The sequence below is a fragment of the Fodinicurvata halophila genome (genome assembly GCF_042651425.1).
Lineage (GTDB): Bacteria > Pseudomonadota > Alphaproteobacteria > Kiloniellales > DSM-21159 > Fodinicurvata > Fodinicurvata halophila.
On the sequence record NZ_JBHSCW010000015.1, the window covers coordinates 1 to 16,378 of the forward strand.

18 protein-coding genes and 1 tRNA gene are annotated in these 16,378 nt (G+C 62.5%); 9 read left to right on the plus strand and 10 right to left on the minus strand.

Annotated elements, in window-relative coordinates:
* Positions 1 to 82: 82 nt before the first annotated feature.
* From ACFOW6_RS17745 to ACFOW6_RS17765, 5 genes are all read right to left on the minus strand, one after another.
* A complete protein-coding gene (locus ACFOW6_RS17745) occupies positions 83 to 772 on the minus strand; it encodes an AAA family ATPase (protein ID WP_382423766.1) in 690 nt (229 codons plus the stop codon).
* Positions 773 to 1,043: 271 nt separating this feature from the next.
* A complete protein-coding gene (locus ACFOW6_RS17750; RefSeq protein WP_382423767.1) occupies positions 1,044 to 1,301 on the minus strand; it encodes a hypothetical protein in 258 nt (85 codons plus the stop codon).
* Positions 1,301 to 2,353 (minus strand): hypothetical protein, encoded by a 1,053-nt coding sequence (locus ACFOW6_RS17755; protein WP_382423768.1) that lies wholly within the window; start codon positions 2,351 to 2,353, stop codon positions 1,301 to 1,303. Before ACFOW6_RS17755 ends, ACFOW6_RS17750 begins: the two co-directional genes overlap by 1 nt.
* A 50-nt stretch (positions 2,354 to 2,403) precedes the next feature.
* Positions 2,404 to 3,039, minus strand: a complete 636-nt coding sequence (locus ACFOW6_RS17760; RefSeq protein ID WP_382423769.1) for a hypothetical protein — start codon at positions 3,037 to 3,039, stop codon at positions 2,404 to 2,406.
* Positions 3,032 to 3,289, minus strand: a complete 258-nt coding sequence (locus ACFOW6_RS17765; protein ID WP_382423770.1) for a hypothetical protein — start codon at positions 3,287 to 3,289, stop codon at positions 3,032 to 3,034. The genes ACFOW6_RS17760 and ACFOW6_RS17765 overlap by 8 nt, the downstream gene beginning before the upstream one ends.
* Before the next feature lie 166 nt (positions 3,290 to 3,455).
* Between ACFOW6_RS17765 and ACFOW6_RS17770 the strand changes: the two genes are divergently transcribed.
* The 4 genes from ACFOW6_RS17770 (at position 3,456) to ACFOW6_RS17785 (ending at position 5,905) form a co-directional block, all read left to right on the plus strand.
* Positions 3,456 to 3,638: a hypothetical protein gene (locus ACFOW6_RS17770; protein ID WP_382423771.1), complete on the plus strand. Its 183-nt coding sequence runs from the start codon at positions 3,456 to 3,458 to the stop codon at positions 3,636 to 3,638.
* Positions 3,635 to 4,291 (plus strand): hypothetical protein, encoded by a 657-nt coding sequence (locus ACFOW6_RS17775; protein WP_382423772.1) that lies wholly within the window; start codon positions 3,635 to 3,637, stop codon positions 4,289 to 4,291. Before ACFOW6_RS17770 ends, ACFOW6_RS17775 begins: the two co-directional genes overlap by 4 nt.
* Positions 4,291 to 5,109, plus strand: coding sequence for a helix-turn-helix domain-containing protein (locus ACFOW6_RS17780; protein ID WP_382423773.1), 819 nt, complete (start codon positions 4,291 to 4,293; stop codon positions 5,107 to 5,109). Before ACFOW6_RS17775 ends, ACFOW6_RS17780 begins: the two co-directional genes overlap by 1 nt.
* 301 nt (positions 5,110 to 5,410) lie before the next feature.
* Entirely contained in the window at positions 5,411 to 5,905 is a 495-nt protein-coding gene (locus ACFOW6_RS17785; RefSeq protein ID WP_382423774.1) for a terminase small subunit-like protein, read from the plus strand.
* A 340-nt stretch (positions 5,906 to 6,245) separates the two neighbouring features.
* Here the strand turns inward: ACFOW6_RS17785 and ACFOW6_RS17790 are convergent.
* Both ACFOW6_RS17790 and can read right to left on the minus strand, forming a co-directional pair.
* Positions 6,246 to 6,321: transfer RNA gene (locus ACFOW6_RS17790), tRNA-Lys, on the minus strand.
* 105 nt (positions 6,322 to 6,426) lie between these two features.
* Positions 6,427 to 7,056, minus strand: coding sequence for a carbonate dehydratase (can, locus tag ACFOW6_RS17795; RefSeq protein ID WP_382423775.1), 630 nt, complete (start codon positions 7,054 to 7,056; stop codon positions 6,427 to 6,429).
* A 110-nt stretch (positions 7,057 to 7,166) separates the two neighbouring features.
* Here can and ACFOW6_RS17800 point away from each other — a divergent pair, with 110 nt between their 5' ends.
* The 3 genes from ACFOW6_RS17800 (at position 7,167) to ACFOW6_RS17810 (ending at position 10,236) form a co-directional block, all read left to right on the plus strand.
* Positions 7,167 to 7,880, plus strand: coding sequence for an extensin-like domain-containing protein (locus tag ACFOW6_RS17800; protein WP_382423776.1), 714 nt, complete (start codon positions 7,167 to 7,169; stop codon positions 7,878 to 7,880).
* A 75-nt stretch (positions 7,881 to 7,955) separates the two neighbouring features.
* The gene (locus ACFOW6_RS17805) at positions 7,956 to 9,281 is read left to right on the plus strand and encodes an NTP/NDP exchange transporter (RefSeq protein WP_382423777.1); all 1,326 of its coding nucleotides are present in this window, start codon (positions 7,956 to 7,958) and stop codon (positions 9,279 to 9,281) included.
* A complete protein-coding gene (locus ACFOW6_RS17810; protein ID WP_382423778.1) occupies positions 9,232 to 10,236 on the plus strand; it encodes an aldo/keto reductase in 1,005 nt (334 codons plus the stop codon). Before ACFOW6_RS17805 ends, ACFOW6_RS17810 begins: the two co-directional genes overlap by 50 nt.
* 3 nt (positions 10,237 to 10,239) lie before the next feature.
* Here ACFOW6_RS17810 and ACFOW6_RS17815 read toward each other — a convergent pair whose 3' ends face one another.
* Together ACFOW6_RS17815 and ACFOW6_RS17820 are read right to left on the minus strand one after the other, a co-directional pair.
* Entirely contained in the window at positions 10,240 to 12,684 is a 2,445-nt protein-coding gene (locus tag ACFOW6_RS17815) for a GcvT family protein (protein WP_382423779.1), read from the minus strand.
* Positions 12,685 to 12,726: 42 nt separating this feature from the next.
* Entirely contained in the window at positions 12,727 to 13,305 is a 579-nt protein-coding gene (locus ACFOW6_RS17820; RefSeq protein ID WP_382423780.1) for a helix-turn-helix domain-containing protein, read from the minus strand.
* A 238-nt stretch (positions 13,306 to 13,543) separates the two neighbouring features.
* Between ACFOW6_RS17820 and ACFOW6_RS17825 the strand changes: the two genes are divergently transcribed.
* Positions 13,544 to 14,011, plus strand: coding sequence for a thioesterase family protein (locus tag ACFOW6_RS17825; protein ID WP_382423781.1), 468 nt, complete (start codon positions 13,544 to 13,546; stop codon positions 14,009 to 14,011).
* A gap of 121 nt (positions 14,012 to 14,132) precedes the next feature.
* Here ACFOW6_RS17825 and ACFOW6_RS17830 read toward each other — a convergent pair whose 3' ends face one another.
* On the minus strand, positions 14,133 to 14,408 hold the full coding sequence (locus ACFOW6_RS17830; RefSeq protein WP_382423782.1) for a hypothetical protein: 276 nt from the start codon (positions 14,406 to 14,408) through the stop codon (positions 14,133 to 14,135).
* Positions 14,409 to 14,868: 460 nt separating this feature from the next.
* On the opposite strand from ACFOW6_RS17830, the gene ACFOW6_RS17835 reads away from it, so the two are divergent.
* Positions 14,869 to 16,371 (plus strand): peroxidase family protein, encoded by a 1,503-nt coding sequence (locus tag ACFOW6_RS17835; RefSeq protein WP_382423783.1) that lies wholly within the window; start codon positions 14,869 to 14,871, stop codon positions 16,369 to 16,371.
* Positions 16,372 to 16,378: the final 7 nt, after the last annotated feature.

Here is a 16,378-nt window from a genome sequence, read left to right on the forward strand (position 1 = left end):
TTCGTAATCCGTCAGTTCGTAACGCCGCCGGCTCATCTGTCCTCCGTAGCTTGCTCTACAGAGGACAAAGGGGAATCATAAATCACCCAATTTGGGAATCCCGTTTATGAGTATGCAGCCTAATGCCTGTGTCGATAGCACCGCGCAGCGCAGTTGACCCCCTCGCGCCTTTCTCTTCGTCCTTTCCCTGGTGGTGAATGACAAGAACTGTGGCTCCGGGGAACGCGTCGCGTAGACTGTCCACTCCCGCAATGAACTTACCCATATCTTCCGCACTGTTCTCATTGCCGACAAAGCAGCGCGCCAGGGTATCCACAACGATAAGCACGGGGTCCAACTGCTCGTCCCGAATAGCGCCAATAAGGCCCGCTGTTTCGTCTTGGCTGCACAGGTTCACGGGGTTGCGCCAAACCCGGAAGTTCTGCGTAAGGCGCTTACGCTCCAAATCGTCTAGGCGGGCGCTCTCTATCCAGGCTGTGACGCGTTGCGGCAAGCCCCCTGTTCCCTCTGCGGAGACATACAGGACATGCCCTCGCTGTGTCTCCCTGCCCTGCCATGTGCGGCCTGCAGCGACAGAGAGCGCCATATCGAGCGCGAGGAACGTCTTTCCAGCCTTGGGCGCTCCGTACATCAGAGCGAAGGAGCCTTGAACCAGAGTCTCTTCGACCAGGAAAGAGAGCGGAGGGAGTTCCATCAGCTCTTGAAAGGTCAGTAAAGCGCCCCGTTCGCGGGGTTGAAGCTCTTCTGCAGGCTTCTTAGCTTTAAGTGGCATTGGGTTGCCTCTATGCGCCGTTGAAACAGTTCAAAAGCCCTCCATTCAACTTTCCAAGCCGCCGCTGCTCTCGGCGGCTTTGGCGTATATAAGTGGAACTGCTCTGCGCGCCAAACGCGCCGAAGGCGCGGCGAGCCTTCCCGGCAGATTGTTGAAGCGAGGTACGCGCGCAGGGTAGGATGGCAGCATAAGCTCTCGTTTGAGTCGGCAGAGTGTTTTTCTATCCACATGGTGAGTCCCGCGTCCGATCCCTCCCGGCGCGGGGCTTCTTTCATATCGGAGACCAGGGAAAACGCCATCCGTTCTCGCGCCGCTCTTCTTCACTGAGCCATTCGCCCGGCGGCCAAGGCATCGGTCGCGATATTTCCATCTTAATTCCCGCATCATCGAGCACTACGCGACCCCAGCGCTCGCCGCCAGGGCCGATATGGTAGGGCCGCTGGAGGCGTTGTATGTCTTCGTCCTCTTCCAACATGCGCCGTTCGCGTTTTGTGAGTTTTCTTCGCCAGATATACTCGACATCGCTCATCACAGCATCCCGATAATCTCACCTGCCGCACCAGCCAACGGGCCAATCGCACCGGGTGTACCGGGTGTACCGGGCTGGGTAGCCACGGTCGGGCTCGACACGCCAGCCGTCATTTCAAGCGCCCGCATGAGCGTATCCATGCGCCGCTGGAACTCCTGCACGCCTGCGTCTATGCCTTGCTGCTCAACGATCCTGGGTAGGGCACTGGCGCGTAGGCTCTCGATCATGTTTTCGAGCTGCGTGCGGTCCATCTGCAAGCCCTGGGCAACAGCGTCCATCTGGCGGCTACGTTCCTGCTGTTGGGTTTGCTGCGTGAGCTGCTCGGCCTGGAGCCCTTGCGAGATCGCGTCCATCTGCCGTCCGCGCTCCTGGGCGTAATTCTGCATCGACATTTGCGACGAGATATCGCCCAGCTCGTTCATGAGGCCGGACTGTGCGCGCGCCACCGCCATGTCGAACGGACTGGAGCCCTCGGGCTGGATCATCTGACCGGCTGCCGTGAACTCGCTGCGGAGGTTCGGGATGGTCTGTTCCTCGAACTGCTGGATGACCGGGCGCTGCGCCGCCTCAATAGCCCCTTGCAGGTGCGGGTTGCTCTCGGGCGACAGGAACTTGCCGCCTACGGTGTCCTCAAGTGCCTGCTGGCTTCCGGGCACCGACTGGAACGGGTTGATCCGGCCCGTGAAGCCGCCCGCCGTGGTGAAATCAAGCAGCTCGCGTGCCATAGGATTCTGCTGGTTCTTCCCGGCCTGGCCGATCTTATCGACAAGCTGCTGCTCCTGCTGCGACATCGGCGCAACGAACGGCCCCTCCAGGCCGGGGATACCGGCCAGCGGGTTGCCGGGGTCCTTGGGCTCGTAGGTCGTCTTGGTTTTGGTGCCGGTGATCGTCCGCGCGGGCGTGTAGGAAATATCGCCCTCACCCTGCCGGGTCTGCCGCGCCGGGATGATCTTGGTGAACGGCACTTCCTTGGTTTTCTTGTCGAAGCCCAGCAAACCGCCCAGGACTTCGGACGTCGGCCCGCGCAGCTTCTTGAACGAGCCCGGCGTCATGTCCTTTATTTCAGGAGGCTCTGGCTCTGATCCAAATAATCCACCCATCTTTACTTACTCACTTCTTCTGTGTCAGTTTGTTCAATTCCAAGGTAATCCTGCGCACGGTTCTGTATTCGCTCCGCACGCCCACCCTCGAATAACCTGTTTACCAGAAAATTACTTATCGGCAGGGAACGGCTCAGGCCCTTGGCGAGCAACGCTGGGCCCGTACTGACAAACGGAGCGGCTACCTGCGCCCCGAGTTCCAATACATTCTGAGGCTTCTGCTTTGGTTCGGGGACCGGGATGCCGACGCGCCGGAACCCCTCTTCAATGATCCGCGCTCCTTGGTGCGGATCGCGCTCTGCCAAACCGAGAGTGCTCATGAACTCGTTCCCGACCTGAGCAGGCGTTGCCAACAGTCGGGAGAGTCCCCGGTTCAGGAACGGGGCCGCTTCGTTCAGGTCGTCCATGCTCAGATTTTCCAGCCGCGACGGGTCGTCCAGCACGTCGCGGAGAAACTTGCTCTCGCGCTGTCCGTAGATACCTTTGTGGTCGCCCCAATCAACCATGCGGCGGGTCCAGTTGCGTATGCGCTCATCCGATACGCCCTCGCCGAGTGCGTCCTCGCGCGCAAGCGCGATACCTTCCCCGATGATATCGAACAGGCCGGGAGCCTGCTCTTTCTTCTCTTGCTCAGGCATGGGCTTCACGCCATGCAGCCCGGTACAGTTCAGCGCGTTTCTTGTGCATCTCCTGAATTGAGGCTCTGTGTTGCTCCAACCAATCAAGCGCCTCAGCCTTGGGCAGTTTCACGCGCCAGCCCTCACCCGGTAGCTTGAAGCGTTCGCGTGGAGGACCTTTGCTCGCTGCCCATAACTGGTAGAGCCGCTGTGGCGTCATACCTGCTTCGGCGCAGAACTCAGATACGGAAACGTAGTCTTTCTTAGCCATGCACACAGTTTACGAAAGTATGCGCGAGGACTTCAAAAACCCGGTTTTTGCGTCGCCTGTAACGGCTTTCGTAGAATGCGCATATAGGTGCTGGCGGGAACTCTCGCTGAACCTCCAATCTCCTGCTGGCACCTTCTGAATTTTGGAGACGAAACGGGCAGGACACATGCCAAAGATCGAAGAGTTCGAGGACGAGATCGAGGACGCGCTTAAGGCCACGCAGCGCGCTGAGAAGAAACTTAAGCGCATCGCCAAGCGCGCCGGGATCAAGGTACGGCAGGAAGACGAAGACGAGCCTGCCGGCAACAATGATTATGCTATTAACCTGAAAGTTGGAGGGCTTGAATGAGCCGCCGACCGACAGGGCTCCTAGACGAGCTGACAGAACTACAAGTGGAGTCGGGCATTCTGCCGGAGAACTTCCGTGACCCCGACGCGCCCAATTACGCCGAACAGGCCGAAGCACACAAAGCGCTGGATGATGCTGCTGCCCAGGCCCTTAACGACCCCGCAAACAGCAACGGCCAGCCTGTCCGGGAGTGGTTCCGGGATGCTGAGACAGACGAGTTCTTTGAGCCGCGCGCAGGGCTGCCGACACATGAGGCAGCCAGATACCACCGCGAAGCCGAGCGCAAGGTGCGCGATTTAACCGCAAGGGATTTCCGCGCTTTCCGAGAGCAGGACGAACAGAAACAGAAAGTAGTTGATGAACTTTGGCAGGAGTTCGGGAAGGAAGCTCCCGACCTCGCCCGCTCACTTCCTCCCGAGGCCATCGAGGCCGCAGCCAAACGGCGGGCTCAGAGTAGAGAGGTCGAGTACGACCTGTCGCGGCGTACTGACCGAGAAGACTTCGTGATGGACGTGGCGCTCGACCTGCGGGATGCAGTCGAGAAGGCAGAAGCGGACCAGCAGGCCCGGCAGCAACAGGAGTCGAACGAGGGGCCGAAGTCCGGCCTCAAGGACCTCATAGATTTTCGCCAGACAGTAACAGGATATAGGTAATGAATAGAACCCTGATAGCTGTACGCGCAAATGCGGACTATGCTGGCTACCACGCCAGCCAAACCAAGCTGGAACCCTTGAAGACGTTCGCCCTCAGTTTAGGTCGGGGAGACCCCGAGATTATCGACCACGGAACGCGGCTCAGCCTCGCGCATGTGGAAGACGGCGAGCTGATCCTTGAAGGCGCACTGCGCCAGCTAGAATCCGGCGATACGCTCATTGTGCGCTCCCTGGCGACGTTCTCCGAAAACCCCCACGACGCACACAGAGCAGTGCTGGCACTTATGGCGCGCGGCGTGACCGTGTTTGTCCAGTTGCTCGGAGGCTCCGTTGCACCCCATGTCGATACGATTGGGCATGTTCTGAGCATGGTTCAGGATGCGGAAGAGCGTATTGCTGAAATTGAGCGCGACGCCGAAGAACGCATCCAACAGGGATGGGATGCTGCCACGGAGGCGGCAATTACCAAAGTGAACGAAATGGTCAAGCACGGTATCAGCGGCGATATGTTAGTTCGTCCAGAGCCGGAGCCCGACCAGCCGACGGTCGGGGAGTATCTCAAGCATATGCGCAAGGAAGCCGGTATCAACCAGCGCGACTTGGGCGAGCGCCTAGGGCTGCATCAGTCGAGCATTGCACGCATGGAGGCCACGGGCCGAAGCGAAAAGCTCCGCGAAGCGCTGGCGATTGTCGATCCTGAATACCAGTGGGATGGCGAAGACGAAAGCCTGTACAAACGGGCGAGCGAGGTTCTAACGCGCGCAGAAAACGAGCGGAACCAAGCCCTGCTCGAAGAGGCCGGGGAGGACGTAGCTTGAGACTCAGTTATCAGACGCAGCAAGAGCCAAACGCGAAAGTTGTCTCCTGGCATGGTTTGACTCCGGACACTGAGGCCGTGGGATACAAGAGCACACGCGCGGCCCAGGCTGCAATCCAAGCAACGAGCGACAGCGGACAGGCTACCGTTGTTCTTGAAGGCTCAAATGATGCCGTAACCTACAGTGAGCTAATGCGTATCGAAGCGCCGGGAGTTCAAGGGCTCCCGGCCCTGCCCGCTTGGGTGCGCCCCCGGCTTGAGTCAGGCGAAAAGGCGAGCGTTCACTTGTCGTTGCTATTTAATTGACCAAGCGCCCCCTAGACCCCAAGCGCAGAAAGCCTGCTAAATTCTCGGAGCGCACCGCTCTCAAGCTGCTGGACGGTCTGGCTGCTGGCAAGACGCTGGCAGAGCTTGGCCGACAGAAAGGCATGCCGCACCCGGCAAGCGTCTCCCGATGGATACGTGAGAACCCGGAGTTTGCCGAAGCGGTGAAGGAAGCCCGGCGCGTGGGAGCGGGCGCTCAAGCCGACCAGCTCGTTGCCATGACTCATGAACTCGTGGATCGCGCCCGTGACGGCAAGCTACAGCCCGGAGAAGTAGCCGCCGTTCGCGAGCACTCCAACACTCTCCGCTGGTTCCTCTCGCGCTGGGCTCCCAGTGAGTTTGGCGAAAAGCCAGCCCCGCAAACGCAGGTCGTTGTCAATACCTCGCTGGGCGCGGAGAGTTCCGGTCCAGTACACGGTGGCCCCTACGAGGTTACCGTCGAAACAACAGACGGAGTGCCGGACTCCAAATAGCTGATTCTTCTATATTTTTTTGTGATTTTGTGGGCTTGCGTGGGAGCTGGACGGGGCCCCACGCAAAGCGCGCGATGGCGAGAGGCTCCGAGAGAGGGGGTGCCCAGGGGTGGCCCTGGGGTGGCCCTGGGGTGGAGGTGCCCCATGGCATGCGTTTAAACAAGAACCAGCCCTGCCCGCGCATCGCTGTGCATCAAACAGTACTCGCCTGCCTACGAGTTAAGCCCGAGCAAAGCCAACAGTTAAGACTTTTTTGGCACGCTGTAGGCACGCAGCAGTGCAGAGCATACAAAAGCCCTTAGATGCTTCCGTGTAACTGCCTGATATCCCAAGAGAAAAATGGTGGGCGCACAAGGACTCGAACCTTGGACCCGCTGATTAAGAGTCAGCTGCTCTACCAACTGAGCTATGCGCCCACGGGTCGTTTCGGCTAGGGTGGGCCTGATAGCAAGTTCTCCGGTGCTTGTCGAGAGTTTCATGGCCGCTTCGACAAGTTTTTGAGGGGCCTGTCTCGAGCCGTCCTACGGGGCGTCCAGGCGGTCTGCCGGCGGCAAACACTGCAGCCCGTCGAAGTTGCCCCCGAGGTCGGTGATCAGACCGTTCTTCAAGCCGTAGATCCAGCTGTGCACGGTGACCGGCTGACGACGATGCCACGCATTCTGGATGATCGGCGTGCGCGCCACGTTGAGGGCCTGGGACATGACGTTGAGTTCGCACAATCGGTCTACGCGGGCTTCAAGATTGTTGAATTCCTGCAGTTCCTCCTGATGCTGCCCGTGCAGGCGGCGCAGCGGCCCCAGCCAGTTGTCGATCAGTCCTAACTGCTTCGTCTCCATCGCTTTGCGCACCCCGCCGCATCCATAGTGGCCGCAGACGATTACATGGCGCACCTTAAGCACCTCGACGGCGAACTGCAGGACCGACAGGCAGTTGAGATCACTGGACACCACCAGGTTGGCCACATTGCGATGAACGAAGAGCTCACCCGGATCGAGGTCAACGATCTCGTTGGCCGGCACGCGGCTGTCGGCACAGCCAATCCAGAGATATTCGGGAGCCTGCTGTCGAGAGAGGCGCGGAAAATACTCCGGATCCTGACGGGACCGCTGCTCGGCCCAGCGCCTGTTGTTCTCGATCAGCTGAGAAATCATGCCCCCTCGCTTATGATATCGTTTCAAGTCATCTTTCCAACAGACGGCACAGCCTATATCACGGCTTTATCGCACGTGCCACCGGCCTTTGAGAGAAATCCGCAGACTTCATGCGCTTATTCAGGTCCCTGCTGCTCCTCCTGCTCCTGCTGGGCACCTACGCCCTCTGGCAGGGCGCGATCGAAATCCCCGAAAGGTGGAATCCCTGGGCTCCGCTGGATGTGCGGGAAGATCCCGTCCCGCTGGTTACGGGCTGGAAACTCGACCGCCTGCGCGCCGACGATACCCTCTGCCGGCAGGCCCTGGAAACCTCGCAACTGGCTTATACGCCCGTGGCCGACAGCGAGCCGCAGCCGGGCTGTCCCCTGAACGACAGCCTGCGGATCAGTGCGGCCGGCGAGACGGACTTCAACAGTTCCTTTGTCGCTACCTGCCCGCTTGCAGTTGCTCTGGCACTTTACGAACGCCACAGCCTGCAACCCGCCGCCCGCGAGACATTCGGACAGGAGGTTTCGCAGATCACGCATCTGGGCAGCTATGCCTGCCGCAACATCAACAATCGCGAAGACGGCCGGCGCAGCGAGCACGCCAGCGCCAATGCGCTGGATATTGCAGCCTTCACCCTAGCCGACGGCCGGCACATCGAGGTGGAGGCGGACTGGCCCCATGAGGACGACGCGGAGGACAACGCCGCAGCGCGTTTCCTGACACGCGCCCACGACGGGGCCTGCGATGTCTTCCGCGTCACCCTGGGCCCCGCGCACAATCAGGCCCACGCCAACCATTTCCACCTGGACATGGGGACCTACTCCGCCTGCCGATGACAGGCACGACTTGGCGCGGCATGCCTATGGCTCTAGGTTGGTGATGTTGCCCGGCCATTGAGCGGAAGGAAGGCCATGCCTGTCCTACAGGGTATCAAGACACGCATCGATCAGGCCCTGAACCTGCAGGACCGCGAATTCCCGGCCCTGGCCCTGGCGTTCGTCTATTTTTTCTGCCTGCTGGGCGGCTACTACATCCTGCGGCCGGTACGCGACCAGATGGGCATCGCCGGCGGAGTCGATAACCTGCAATGGCTGTTCACGGGGACCTTCATCGCCATGCTCTGTGCCGTGCCGGCCTTCGGCTGGCTGGTGGCGCGCTTTCCCCGGCGACGGTTCATGCCCACGGTCTATCGCTTCTTCATCGCCAACCTGGCGCTGTTCTGGCTGCTGTTCCAGTGGCCCGAGGCCGAGGTGCACACGGCGCGCGCCTTCTTCATCTGGGTCAGCGTCTACAACCTGTTCGTGATCTCGGTCTTCTGGTCCTACATGGCCGACATCTTCACCCGGCAGCAGGGCGCGCGCCTGTTCGGCGCCATCGCTGCCGGCGGTACCATGGGCGCACTGACGGGACCGGGCCTGACGGCGCTGCTGGCGGACAGCCTCGGCACGGTCAACCTGCTGCTGATCACCGCCGTGCTGCTGGAAGTGGCGGTCTTCTGCATCCGGCGGCTGGCGCGCTTCGATTTCCGCAGCGCCGCAGAAAGACAGGAGGGCGACAGTGAAGACGGCGAGACGGAGAGCCCGCCCATCGGCGGCAACATCCTGGCGGGCGCGACGGCCTTCTTCCGCTCGCCGCACCTGCTGGGCATCGGCGCCTTCATCCTGCTCTACACCTTCACCTCGACCTTCCTCTATTTCCAGCAGGCGGAGATCATCGAGAGCGCCTTCGACGACCCGGACCGGCGCACGCAGGTCTTCGCCATCATCGATCTGACCGTCAACCTGTTGACCCTGGGCCTGCAGCTCTTCGTCACCGGCCGTCTGCTGCAATGGGCGGGGGCGACTTTCGGCCTGGTCCTGCTGCCCGTCCTGTCGGCCGTCGGGTTCCTGGGCCTGGCGCTCAGTCCTGGCCTGATCGTCCTAGTCGGCTTCCAGAGCCTGCGCCGGGCCAGCAACTACGCCATCACGCGCCCGTCGCGCGAGGTCCTGTTCACCGCCGTGCCGACGGAGCAGCGCTACAAGGCCAAGAACTTCATTGATACCGTGGTCTACCGTGGCGGCGATGCCGTCACCGGGTGGCTCTACGCGGGCGTGGGCGCTCTGGGCCTGGGGCTGTCCGGAACGGCCCTGCTGGCGGTGCCTGTCGCCCTCATCTGGCTTTTCATTGGACTCTGGATAGGACAACGCCATGACAGACAGACCGACAGACAAAGCCGAACAGCAGAAAGCTCTCCGTAAAGGTCGCACAGGCGAAGGCGCCCTCTCGCGCAAGGACTTCCTGAAGCTCTCGGCCGCCGGCCTGGCCGTCACGGCTCTGGGGGTCGGCGGGGCGGACCTGCCATCCGCGGCCGCATCGGAGACTGCGGAGACCATGCGCACGCGGGAGATTCCCGCCAGCGGCGAATCCCTGCCGGTCATCGGACTGGGCACCTGGCAGCAGTTCGATGTCGCCGAGGATGCGCAAAAGATGGAGGCGCTGACCGAAGTGGTCCGGCGCCTGTTCGACAACGGCGGCAGCGTGATCGATTCCTCGCCCATGTACGGCGCCGCCGAGGCCCGGGTCGGTGAGATCCTCACCGCACTCGACGCCCATGACGAGAGCTTCCTGGCCACCAAGGTCTGGACCCGGGGCCGCCAGGACGGCATCGACCAGATGAGGCGTTCGGAGATCCTGCTGGAGGCCTCGACCATCGATCTCATGCAGGTCCACAACCTGGTCGACCTGGAAACCCACATGGCCACCCTGCGCGACTGGAAGGCTGAAGGCCGCATCCGCTACCTGGGTGTCACCCACTACACCACAAGCGCCCTGGACCAGCTGGCGGATATCATCGAACGCGACCAGCCCGATTTCGTGCAGCTGGCCTATTCCATCGGCGTGCCCGAAGCCGAGGAGCGCGTGTTGCCGCTGGCCCGGGACCACGGCGTTGCGATCATGGTCAACCGGCCCTACGAAGGCGGCGGGACCTTCCGCCGCGTCGGTGAGCGCGAGTTGCCCGAGTGGGCGCGCGCCTTCTGCGACAGCTGGGGGCAGTTTTTCCTGAAGTACATCCTGGCCCATCCGGCGGTCACTTGCGTCATCCCCGGCACCAGCGATCCGGAGCACATGGATGACAACGCCGCCGCCGGCTTCGGCCGTTTGCCCGACGAGGAAGAATTGAGCCGGATGAGGCGTTTCTGGGAGGAACTTTAAGTTCTACATCCGGATGCGTTCGCGCTTCGGATCGAAGAAGGGCTTGAGCGAAGCCCGGGCGCGGCAGTGCTGGCGGCCGATCTCAAGTTCGAAGTCCGCGCCCTCCAGGTCCGCCGCCCTGGGTGCGCGGCCGCCCGGCAGGGTGACGTAGCCCATGCCGAGCGCCGTCCCGATCTCGTGCCCGTAGGCACCCGAGGTCAGGTGCCCGACCCGCTGACCGTCCAGCCAGACCGGCTCGTCGTGATAGAGCAGCGGTGCGGGATCGGCCAGGCGGAACTGGACCAGGCGCCGGCCGACCCCGGCCTGCTTCTGCTTCAGCAGTACTTCCTGGCCGTTGAAGTCGGCCTTGGTCCAGTCGACGGCGAAGGACAGCCCGGCCTCGAGCGGCGTGTCCTCGTCCGTCAGGTCATCGCCCCAGTGGCGATAGCCGCATTCCATGCGCAGGGAGTTGAGCGCATGCAGGCCGGCCAGCGCCGGCGGCTTGGAGGCCGCCATGATCGTCTCGAAGACGTGGCCCGTGAACTCGGTTGGGATATAGAGCTCCCAGCCCAGTTCGCCGACGTAGGTGATGCGCAAGGCCTGGACCAGGGCCGAACCCAGCTCGATCTGCCGCGAGGCTCCGAAGGGAAAGGCCGCATCCGATAGGTCGGCCGTGGTCAGCGGCTGCAGCAGGTCGCGGGCCCTGGGGCCCATCACACCGATGACCGCCATGCCGGAGGTCACGTCGGTCAGATAAACCCGTTCGCCCTCGGGCAGGTTGCGCTGCAGCCAGACGAAGTCGTGGCGCTGGCTGCCGGCGGCCGTCACCACCATGTAGCGGTCTTCGGCCAGGCGCGTCACCGTCAGGTCGGCCTCGATGCCGCCGCGCGCGTTCAGCCACTGGGTATAGACCACCCGGCCGGGCGCCACGTCCATCTGCGCGGCCGAAACACGGTTGAGGAATTGAGCTGCATCAGGGCCTTGTACCAGGAACTTGGCAAAGGTGGACAGGTCGAACAGGCCGCAGTCGTGGCGCACGGCGCGATGCTCGGCGGCGGAATGATCGAACCAGTTCTGGCGCCCCCAGCTGTAGTCATAGACCGGCGCGACGCCCTCGGGCGCGAACCAGTTGGGCCGCTCCCACCCGGCCAGCTCGCCGAAGCAGGCGCCGCGCTGGCGCAGGGCGTCATGGAGCGGCGTGCGCCGGACCTGGCGCGCCGTCTCGTACTGCCGGAAGGGAAAGTGGTCGTCGTAGAGCAGGCCCAGGGTCTCGCTGACCCGGGCCTCCAGATAGGTCCGATTGGCCTGGAAAGGCTGCAGGCGCCGGATGTCCACGTCGCTCAGGTCGAAGGGCGGCTCGCCGGCCTCGATCCATTCGGCCAGCGCCTTGCCGACGCCGCCCGCCGACTGGATGCCGATGGAGTTGAAGCCGCAGGCCAGGTAGAAGTTCTGCAGTTCCGGCGCTTCGCCCAGGATGTAGCGGTCGTCGGGGGTGAAGGACTCCGGCCCGTTGAAGAAGGTGTGGATGCCCACCTCCTGCAAAGCCGGCACGCGCTCCAGCGCCTGTGACAGGATCGGCTCGAAGTGCTCGAAGTCCTCCGGCAGGGCATCGAAACAGAAATCCTCGGGAATGCCCTCCAGGCCCCAGGGCTTGGCGTTGGGCTCGAAGCAGCCCAGCAGCAGCCGGCCCGCATCCTCCTTGTAATAGGTGCATTCGTCCGGCACCCGCAGGACCGGCAGCTTGCCGTCCAGGCCGGGCATCTGCTCGGTGACGATATAGAAATGCTCGCAGGCCTGCAGGGGCACCGACACCCCGGCCATGCGGCCCACCTCGCGGCCCCACATGCCGGCGCAGTTGACCACCACCTCGGCCTGGATGTGACCCTGGTCCGTGGTGACGCCGGTGACCCGGCCATCGGCCTTGTCGATGCCGGTGACCTTCACGCCCTCGATGACCTTGGCGCCGTTATTGCGCGCGCCCTTGGCCAGGGCGTGGGCGATGTTCGCCGGATCGGCCTGGCCATCGCCCGGAATCAGGATGCCACCCTTCACGTCGTCCTTCAGGTCCAGCAGCGGATAGAGCTCCCTGCACTGCTCGGGCGACAGCATCTCGGCGTCCACGCCCCACATGCGCCCCATGGCGGCACCACGGGCGAACTCCTCCATGCGCTCCTCGCTCAGCGCCACGCCAAGCGAACCATGCCGGACGAAACCGGTGGCCACTTCGGTTTCCGCCTCCAGGTTGGCGTAGAGCTCACAGGAGTAGTGTGCCAGACGGATCAGGTTCGGCGTCGCGCGCAACTGTCCGATCAGGCCGGCGGCGTGCCAGGTGGTGCCCGAGGTCAGCTGCTTGCGCTCCAGAAGGACCACGTCCGTCCAGCCCTGTTTCGCCAGGTGATAGGCCACCGAACAGCCGATGACACCGCCCCCGATGATCACTGCGCGTGCCTGCTTGGGAAGATCTGCCATGGGAATAAGGTCCTTGAATCACAAGAAGTTGTATGGAAACGTTCAGTAAATGGGTGGAGAAATCACCCAGACGATGACGGCCGGCTCGCGGGCCGTGTTGCGCCAGCGAAAGGGTTCCATGCGGATCTGGAAGGAATCCCCCGAGGCCAGCCTGAAGTGTTTCTCGCCGATCCAGAGCTCGATCTGGCCCGAGACCACATAGCCCACCTCCTCGGTCTTGCGCAGGGTCGGCTGTTCCAGTTCCGCGCCAGGATTCATGGTGCTGAGGATCACCTCGAAGCTGCCCGAGAGATCGGGCGAGAGCAGCTGTTCCACCAGGCCCCGCTCCTCGACGCCCAGGGTGCGGCGATAGCTGCGGCGCACGACGTGGCCGCGCTCGTGCTCGGGGATGTCCTCGTGCTGGAAGAACCAGCTGAGCGGCACCTCGAGCACCTCCGCCAGATCCCGCAGGTCGTGCAGGGTCAGCCGGGACAGGCCGCGCTCCACCTGGCTGAGGAACCCGACGGAGCGCCCCATGCGCTTGCCCATGTCCGGCAGCGTGAGGCCGCGGGTCTTGCGCAGAGCCCGGATTTCCGCCCCCACCGCGACTTGCACCGGATCCCTGTTGTCCTGACCGTTCATGGTGTTCCCGGCTTGAAGAATTATTGTCTATCTTTGTGACAAATGAAAATAACTCAGCTTTTTTCATCCTCAAAGAAGAAAACCGTGGTTCTGGCAGACAGCGCCCGGCACCTGCTAAGCTGCACCTGCCAAGATGGTGTATTCCGTCGTGCCAAGAATCCGATAGACTGCCGTAAACGCAGGAAGACGTGGTCTCTCGGCCAACTGAAGACGGAATGAAATGGGGGGACAGGCAGATATGATCGACACGGCACCGCTCTGTATCGTTCATCCGAAGCTTGAAGAGAGTTGGATCGACTGGAATGGGCATCTCAGCGATGGCTACTATGCCGTTGTCATGATTGAGTCCACGGAGAAGGCCCTGGCCTGCTTCGGCGTAACACCTGACTACCCGGCCCGCACCGGGCGCAGCGTCTATACCGGCGAGATCAAGCTGCGCTACCTGGCGGAGGTGAAACTGCAGGACGCGCTCAGGATCGAGACCTATGTCGGTCACTACGACGAAAAGCGGGTGACCCTGCATCACCAGCTCTATCGCGATGACCAGAACGTCCTGGCCGCCGAGATGGAAGTGCTCTGCCTGTCGGTGGACCTCTCGGGCCCCAAGGTCTGCCCCTTCGAACAGGCCGTCATGCAGGAAATCATCGCCTGCGCCGACAAGAACGGCCTCTCTCCCGACCGCGCCTCCCGCAACCTGCGGAGTTGAGAGATGTCTGGTCGCCGGTTCTCCGGCAGGGTGTAGCGTACCGCGCACTCTCGGTAACTGGCGGGGATGTCGAGAAACTGTCGTTTGCAGAGCGCGCTGCGGACAATGCGAGACTTGGCCCCTATTCAGAGGCAGCCTCGCGGGCTTTCGCCAGATCGCCGTCCGTCCAGTCGGCATAGTCGTTCTCGCGCAAGGAGTGGGCGAGCACTGCACGGACATCGCCGCGCTCCTGTTCCAGCGACCGTTCCATATGGCGACGCACCAGATCGCAGATGAATTCGCTCGGAGTCTCGTATGGCGCATCTTTGCCCGTGATCTCGCCAACATAGCGCGCCAGTGGATCAGGTAGAGTCGTGTTCAAACGCCTGACCATCTTGCCCTCATGTCTCTTTGCCATATCCGGACTCCTTATCCCTTCTTATTATAGTCCCATGAAAGCGCACCACAGCGCAGGAGTGTCTATACTGGGTCGACACGCTCCAGAACAAAAGTCTGTAAAGCGTTGGTCAAAGATATGGCGTACCTTGTGAGAAACGGTGAAGATTTTGCCGGAAGAGCGCGACAAGAATAGAGAAATACACAAGATTACCACCTTTGAGTTAACACGATTTCTCAATACACAGACCCTCCCGAATCTCGATAGCGTCTGCGCGTACCAATAGCAAAACGACAATAACTGCAGCCTAGACTGAAGATTCAGGTTCGGGGTTTACAGGCCGTTCCAAGTCCTGCGCGAGAAAATGCCGGGCCGTCTTGTTCTGCGTTCACGACCGGACGCGTCCAGCAGTCTCCCGAGAACAGGAACCGACCCTTCCCCTCCTGGTCAATGGCTTCATTCACACCGAGGGAGAGTTCTCATGTCACATGGATCCACCGGCAGGGGCGGCGTCCTGGCGCCCCGCTCGCGCCTGTACCAGGGGCCGTTCGGCCGCCTTTTTCCGCAACTGCCGCCCTGGGCCCCGCCGGGCCTCAGCGAGGCGAACATCACCGAACACCTGCTGGAACTGGCGCGGACGCAGATGGTGGAGGCCCCCGGCAAGACGCCCTCAGAGGTCATCGCGGACAGCGACCTGAGCAACCAGCTGGACGCCGAGTTCGACTCCGAGATCCCCGCCGGCTACACCTATTTCGGCCAGTTCGTCGATCACGACATCACCTTCGACCCGGCCTCCTCGCTCATGCGGCGCAACGACCCCGAGGGGCTGCTGAACCATCGCACGCCCCGGCTGGACCTGGACAACATCTACGGTCACGGCCGGGCCAACAGCCCCTATCTGTTCGACCAGCAGGATCCCGACAAGATGCTTATCGGCAGCATCGAGGGCTCCAACCTTCCCGACCTGCCGCGCACCCATCCCCTGAACAGCCAGGGACGCGCCATGATCGGCGACATGCGCAACGACGAGAATGCGATCGTCTGCCAGCTGCAGCTGGCCTTCCTGCTGGCGCACAACACCCTGGTCGACCGGGCCCGCAGTGCCGGCCTGCCGGACCCTTTCGAAGCGGCCGCCCGCACCCTGCGCTGGCTCTACCAGTACGTCGTCTGGCACGACTTCATCAAGCGGATCACCCAGCCCAAGATCTGGCAGGACGCGCTGCGGCACGAGGACTGTCCCGACGGACGCAGCGAATGGAGCATCGGCCTGGGCAGCATCTACAACTGGAAACACCAGCCCTTCATGCCGGTCGAATTCTCGGTGGCCGCCTATCGCTTCGGTCACTCCATGGTCCGCAACGCCTACCAGACCAACCAGCCGCATCGCGGCTTCGGCAACTTCGCCCCGCTGTTCGACAACACCGGTGCGGCCGATCCCGACGACCTGCGCGGCTTCCGGCCCATGAAGCCCGGCAACTCCATCCAGTGGGACTGGTTCCTGGACATGGAGAGCTCCACCGGCCCCTTCCCGCAGCTGGCCCGCAAGATCGACACCAAGCTGGCCAATGCGCTGACGGCCCTGCACGAGGCCGAGGCCGGCTCGAACCTCAACATCCTGGGCTTCCGCAACCTGCTGCGCGGCTGGCGCTTCGATCTGCCCTCGGGCACCGCGGTGGCCACGGCGCTCGGCTTCACGCCGCTCGACATTCCGCCCGAGCGGGATGCCCTGTGGTTCTACATCCTCTCCGAGGCGGAAGACGGCGGCGGCAATCGGCTGGGCCAGGTGGGCTCGGTCATCCTCTGCGCCACCTTCGCCGGCCTGCTGAAAGGCGATCCGCAGTGCTGGATGAACATCGACCCCCGCTGGACGCCCGACAAGGACCCCCTGCTGCAGGCGAACGACAAGCGGGACTCCGACGACTGGGAGGTTTCCGCGATCATCCGCCTGTCCGGCCTGCCGGTGGCCGGCGACGATTTCAACTGAGGCCGTG

Bases quoted from the DNA above. Each gene is read 5' to 3' on its own strand.
- ACFOW6_RS17745 (WP_382423766.1), bottom strand. From the start codon at position 772: ATGCCACTTAAAGCTAAGAAGCCTGCAGAAGAGCTTCAACCCCGCGAA.
- ACFOW6_RS17750 (WP_382423767.1), bottom strand. From the start codon at position 1,301: ATGAGCGATGTCGAGTATATCTGGCGAAGAAAACTCACAAAACGCGAA.
- ACFOW6_RS17755 (WP_382423768.1), bottom strand. From the start codon at position 2,353: ATGACGCCGGGCTCGTTCAAGAAGCTGCGCGGGCCGACGTCCGAAGTC.
- ACFOW6_RS17760 (WP_382423769.1), bottom strand. From the start codon at position 3,039: ATGCCTGAGCAAGAGAAGAAAGAGCAGGCTCCCGGCCTGTTCGATATC.
- ACFOW6_RS17765 (WP_382423770.1), bottom strand. From the start codon at position 3,289: ATGGCTAAGAAAGACTACGTTTCCGTATCTGAGTTCTGCGCCGAAGCA.
- ACFOW6_RS17770 (WP_382423771.1), top strand. From the start codon at position 3,456: ATGCCAAAGATCGAAGAGTTCGAGGACGAGATCGAGGACGCGCTTAAG.
- ACFOW6_RS17775 (WP_382423772.1), top strand. From the start codon at position 3,635: ATGAGCCGCCGACCGACAGGGCTCCTAGACGAGCTGACAGAACTACAA.
- ACFOW6_RS17780 (WP_382423773.1), top strand. From the start codon at position 4,291: ATGAATAGAACCCTGATAGCTGTACGCGCAAATGCGGACTATGCTGGC.
- can (WP_382423775.1), bottom strand. From the start codon at position 7,056: ATGATTTCTCAGCTGATCGAGAACAACAGGCGCTGGGCCGAGCAGCGG.
- ACFOW6_RS17800 (WP_382423776.1), top strand. From the start codon at position 7,167: ATGCGCTTATTCAGGTCCCTGCTGCTCCTCCTGCTCCTGCTGGGCACC.
- ACFOW6_RS17805 (WP_382423777.1), top strand. From the start codon at position 7,956: ATGCCTGTCCTACAGGGTATCAAGACACGCATCGATCAGGCCCTGAAC.
- ACFOW6_RS17810 (WP_382423778.1), top strand. From the start codon at position 9,232: ATGACAGACAGACCGACAGACAAAGCCGAACAGCAGAAAGCTCTCCGT.
- ACFOW6_RS17815 (WP_382423779.1), bottom strand. From the start codon at position 12,684: ATGGCAGATCTTCCCAAGCAGGCACGCGCAGTGATCATCGGGGGCGGT.
- ACFOW6_RS17820 (WP_382423780.1), bottom strand. From the start codon at position 13,305: ATGAACGGTCAGGACAACAGGGATCCGGTGCAAGTCGCGGTGGGGGCG.
- ACFOW6_RS17825 (WP_382423781.1), top strand. From the start codon at position 13,544: ATGATCGACACGGCACCGCTCTGTATCGTTCATCCGAAGCTTGAAGAG.
- ACFOW6_RS17830 (WP_382423782.1), bottom strand. From the start codon at position 14,408: ATGGCAAAGAGACATGAGGGCAAGATGGTCAGGCGTTTGAACACGACT.
- ACFOW6_RS17835 (WP_382423783.1), top strand. From the start codon at position 14,869: ATGTCACATGGATCCACCGGCAGGGGCGGCGTCCTGGCGCCCCGCTCG.